This is a genomic window from Capnocytophaga felis (assembly GCF_009684755.1).
Lineage (GTDB): Bacteria > Bacteroidota > Bacteroidia > Flavobacteriales > Flavobacteriaceae > Capnocytophaga > Capnocytophaga felis.
This window is the reverse complement of sequence record NZ_BLBC01000032.1, coordinates 1-4,375: the sequence shown is the minus strand read 5'-3', so window position 1 is coordinate 4,375 and position 4,375 is coordinate 1. Positions and strand designations below refer to the sequence as shown.

Sequence of the window (4,375 nt, the reverse complement as noted above, 5' to 3'; positions counted from 1 at the left end):
AGATTTACCATTGTCCAACACGTAGATTTTCTCGCGTTGTTGTTGGGCAAAATGATAGGCATATCCCACCGAAAACAAACTTATTAACAAACAAAAACTAGCAAAGACGAGAGTGTACATCCGAATTTGCTTAAATCCGTTTTCGATATTTCTAAAAATTTTGAATTCCATTTTTATGTTTTTTTTAATATTACTTTTAGTTAAAAGTAGTTGGTTGATAGTAATCAATGAATCCGTCAACCACCTGATTCTTATTTTTTCAACAATTGTCCCGAAATATTTCCCGTAGCGGCACCTGCTCCGGCTCCTACAACATTCCCCGTTTTGGTTGCTGTTTGATTAATATTTCTGCCGAAATTGCCCATACCTCCGGCTTGTATAATCCAACCGGAAACCGTTGGAATGGTAAAATATCCGATGATGCCGATAATCATAAAGATGATATACACCGTATTGGAAGTATCGGGAATAAAATGAGGATCAGATAGTTGTTCGATGTCTTTTTCGATAATAAGCGATTGAATACGAGCCAAAATGGCACTGAACAAATCCGATACGGGAAGCCACAGATACACGCTTACATAACGGGTAATCCATTGAGTCATTGTCGATTGAAAACCATCCCAAACCGAAATGGCAAAAGCCAAAGGACCTAAAATGGAAAGTACAATCAGAAAGAAAGTACGAATGGTATCAATGACCAATGCTGCCGCTTGAAAAAGCATTTCCAAAAGCTCTCGAAACCACGCCCGTATGCTTTGTTTAAGGTCGTACATTCCTCGCTCAATGTACATCCCTGCCATTACCACCATATCCGAAGGACTCCAACCCAATTCTTCCAATTTTTTGTCAAAGGCTTCATCGGAAACCAAATAAGCCGTCTCGGGATTTCTCAGTTGTGCCTCTCGTTCCAAGCGGTCTTTTTGTTGTTGGAGTTTGTGTAAATCCAAGGTTTGGGATTCTAAAATATGGTGCGTTCCTGTAACCACAGGGCTTAGTACGGCATTCATCGTTCCTAAAACTAACGTGGGAAAAAACAGCACACAACCACCAATGGCAAAAGGTCTAAGTAGTGGATATACATCCACCGCTTCGGCTCTTGCCAAGGCTTGCCATACCTGCATCGCCACGTAAAACAACGCTCCCAACCCCGCAATGCCTTTGGCAATCCCTGTCATCTGTGCCGTAAGAGGCATCATATCATCGTATAAACTCCTGAGGATTTCGTGTAAATTTTCCATATATCTAATTACCAATATTTCATTTCATTGCCATAAAGGGAAAGCACTCGTCGTGTATCGTTTTTCTTCTTGGCTCTGAGATAACTTACCGAAATGTTTTTTTGAGTGTAATACCGAACTAACAGATAATATTCCTTGACTTCTTTATGTACCCTATCGATGATATCCAAACGCTCTTTATCGTTCATCGATAAAGAAGAAGCGTTGACAATCTGCTTTAAATCTTTCAGTAAATTAGAACTCTCTGCCAAAAGTTTAGAATACCCAAAGGCTATGGCATTGAGTTCTTCAGCCGAAAAATTGGCATCTTGAGTCATCTTTTTGAAATTGGTAACGTACATTTGAGAAATATCTCCCACCATCAGTACCGTTTCTTGTACCTTTCGGGCATCTTTTACCAAATTATTGACACTTTTAAGAGCATCGTAATATTTTTTTCCTTGATTATACACCTTTTCTACCTCTTTAAAATTGTTGAGCATATTTCGGGCGGTAGAAGAAGTTTGTACAATCTGTTGGGTGGTATTGACAATACTTTGGGCTAAATTCGTTGGGTCTGTAACCACAAATTGTGCTTTTACACTGCTAAACATTAGCAGTAAAAACATTCCTGTTACAATGTGTCTTGTTTTCATCTTTTCCTTTTTTTTGTTAAACTTCTTATACTTTTTTCTATTGCCTATTCCCTAATACCTATTGCCTGTGTTTATTGTCTACTCATCTGCTCAATGGCTTTTTCTAAATTGCCGTCGAACTGTCCGGTGAGTTGCATCAGTTGGTGTTTTTCGCTCTCTTCGGTAGTGTACGCAAAATATTCCTGACGGCTTACCTCAGTGGCATACACAGCCGAATGTGTCCCTCCCAAACCAATCCACACTTCTTTGTATTTGCGTTTGGGGTCGTTATTTAAGTTGATAGAAAGAATTTGTGCTTTTTCCTTTTCAGTAAGCCCTAACATCGTTTGAATCGCATCGAACTTGTTCATATACTTGCGTTGGTCGAGCAAAATTTTGCAATCCGAATTGTTGATAATACTTTCTTTGACAATGGGTGAATGGATAATATCGTCCACCTCTTGGGTAACAATTACCGCCTCACCGAAGAATTTACGCACCGTTTTAAACAGGTATTTGATGTATTCCGCCATACCTTCCTTAGCAATGGCTTTCCACGCTTCCTCTATCAGAATCATCTTACGAATCCCTTTAAGTCTTCGCATCTTATTGATAAATACTTCCATAATGATAATGGTTACCACAGGAAATAATATCGGATGGTCTTTGATAGCATCTATTTCAAAAACGATAAATCGCTTGGAGAGCAAATCCATTTCTTTGTCGGAATTGAGCAAATAATCATATTCTCCACCTTGGTAATATGGCTCTAATACATTTAAGAAATTAGCTAAATCAAAATCCTTTTCGCGTACTTTTTTCTCCTTTAAAAGTGCTGCATACTCGCCTTTGACAAATTCATAAAAGCCATTAAAAGCAGGTTTTTGATGCTGATTTTCTTTAACTTGTTGAATGTACAGATTCACTGCATTGGAAAGAGCTACCTCTTCCGAGCGGGTGGGTGGCTCATCATCGCGTTTCCAAAGGGTTAGGATAAGCGTTTTGATACTCTCCCGTTTTTCAATATCAAACACCCCATCGTCTGTGTAAAACGGATTAAAGGCTATGGGATTATCCTCCGTATAAGTGAAATAAATCCCATCTTTTCCTTTGGTTTTCTGATGTATCAGTTCACACAATCCTTGATAGGAATTTCCCGTATCCACTAAAACAATGTGTGTCCCTTGCTCGTAATATTGCCGAACCAAATGATTGGTAAAAAAGGATTTACCACTGCCCGAAGGTCCTAATACGAATTTATTTCGGTTGGTGATAATTCCTTTTTTCATCGGCAAATCCGAAATGTCCAAATGAATGGGATTGCCCGTAAGCCTATCTGCCATTTTGATTCCGAAAGGACTTGGCGAGTTTTGATAATTCGTCTCTTGGGTGAAGAAACACAAGGCAGGTTCAATGAACGTGTAAAACGTTTCTTCACTCGGAAAATCCGCTCCGTTACCTGCAATGCCCGCCCAATAAAGTGTAGCTGTATCAATGGTATTATGTCGGGGTTTGCATTCCATCGAAGCCAAGGCACTACCCACATCGTTTTTGAGCGTCCTAAGTTCCTGAGGGTTATCCGACCACGACATTACATTAAAATGAGCTCTCACAGATGCCAAGCCTTGCGAATGAGCTACATTGAGGTATTCTTCTATCCACTGCTTATTGATTTGATTGGCTCTACTGTACCTCGAAAGCGAGTGCATATTACGAGCTGATTTTTCAAACTTTTGTAGGTTTTCCTGTGAATTGTCTAAAAACAAATATTGATTGTAAATATGATTGCAACTCAGCAGTAGCCCAACAGGTGAGGCAAACGATAGCAAACAATCACTCTTATCCGTGGATAAACGTTCATAACAGCTCTCAGGGGTAACGCTTGTTGGCAAATCCTCCGTATCGGAAAGCGTATGTAAACACAGCTTTTGATTGCCAATACGCATCTGTTCTGCCGAAAGACAAATATCCTGCAAGGATACATTGTCATCGGTGGAAAGACTTAAATACTGCTCAAAGAGTCCTTTTTTATCTTTTGTACCAATGTAATCTGTTTCGGTCAGTTGTGTAATGTGCAAAAATCCCGAATCGTTTAAAATACGTTCCATCTGCCTAACAGCCTCCAAAAATTGAGAGATGTACTCTTTGTTTCTGATTTCTTTGGGTAGAAAATTGCCTTTACAAAGCGATGAAAAATTACTCTGTGACTGCATTCTGTTTTTGGTGGTTTTGGTCAAAAACAAGTAACATCGGTGATGCAAAAATGGACGTTCATTGAAATGTTTTTCATACGAACGAGATAGAAAAGTAGTGTTTTCCGATTGTAAATTAGGAGTGTAGTTCTCTTTGAGAAACCAATCTTGCTTATGAATCACCGTGTATTCGGGAAGTACTTTTATAGCCTTATACCAAAGTGAATGCAACAGCTGATAATCTTCTCCTGAAAGGGTAAAAAGCTCGGGCAATTGCACGGAAAAACCAATAGTAATATCGGCTTCTTTGCTCAGCAAACAGTCGTTT

At 39.2% G+C, this 4,375-nt stretch carries 3 protein-coding genes and 1 pseudogene; all 4 read right to left on the bottom strand.

The features are described from left to right. A pseudogene (locus GN105_RS12715) lies at nt 1–171 on the bottom strand (conjugative transposon protein TraK); the annotation flags it as partial. Between the two features lie 80 nt (nt 172–251). Next, a complete protein-coding gene (gene traJ, locus GN105_RS12710) occupies nt 252–1,241 on the bottom strand; it encodes a conjugative transposon protein TraJ (protein ID WP_155285761.1) in 990 nt (329 codons plus the stop codon). An 8-nt stretch (nt 1,242–1,249) separates the two neighbouring features. Next, the gene (locus GN105_RS12705) at nt 1,250–1,876 is read right to left on the bottom strand and encodes a DUF4141 domain-containing protein (protein ID WP_155285760.1); all 627 of its coding nucleotides are present in this window, start codon (nt 1,874–1,876) and stop codon (nt 1,250–1,252) included. A gap of 71 nt (nt 1,877–1,947) precedes the next feature. Next, nucleotides 1,948–4,375, bottom strand: a 2,428-nt coding sequence (locus tag GN105_RS12700) for a TraG family conjugative transposon ATPase (RefSeq protein ID WP_155285759.1), incomplete at its 5' end; no start/stop codon positions are given.

Excerpts from the sequence above, each read along its gene's own strand:
- traJ (WP_155285761.1), bottom strand. The coding sequence starts at position 1,241 with ATGGAAAATTTACACGAAATCCTCAGGAGTTTATACGATGATATGATG.
- GN105_RS12705 (WP_155285760.1), bottom strand. The coding sequence starts at position 1,876 with ATGAAAACAAGACACATTGTAACAGGAATGTTTTTACTGCTAATGTTT.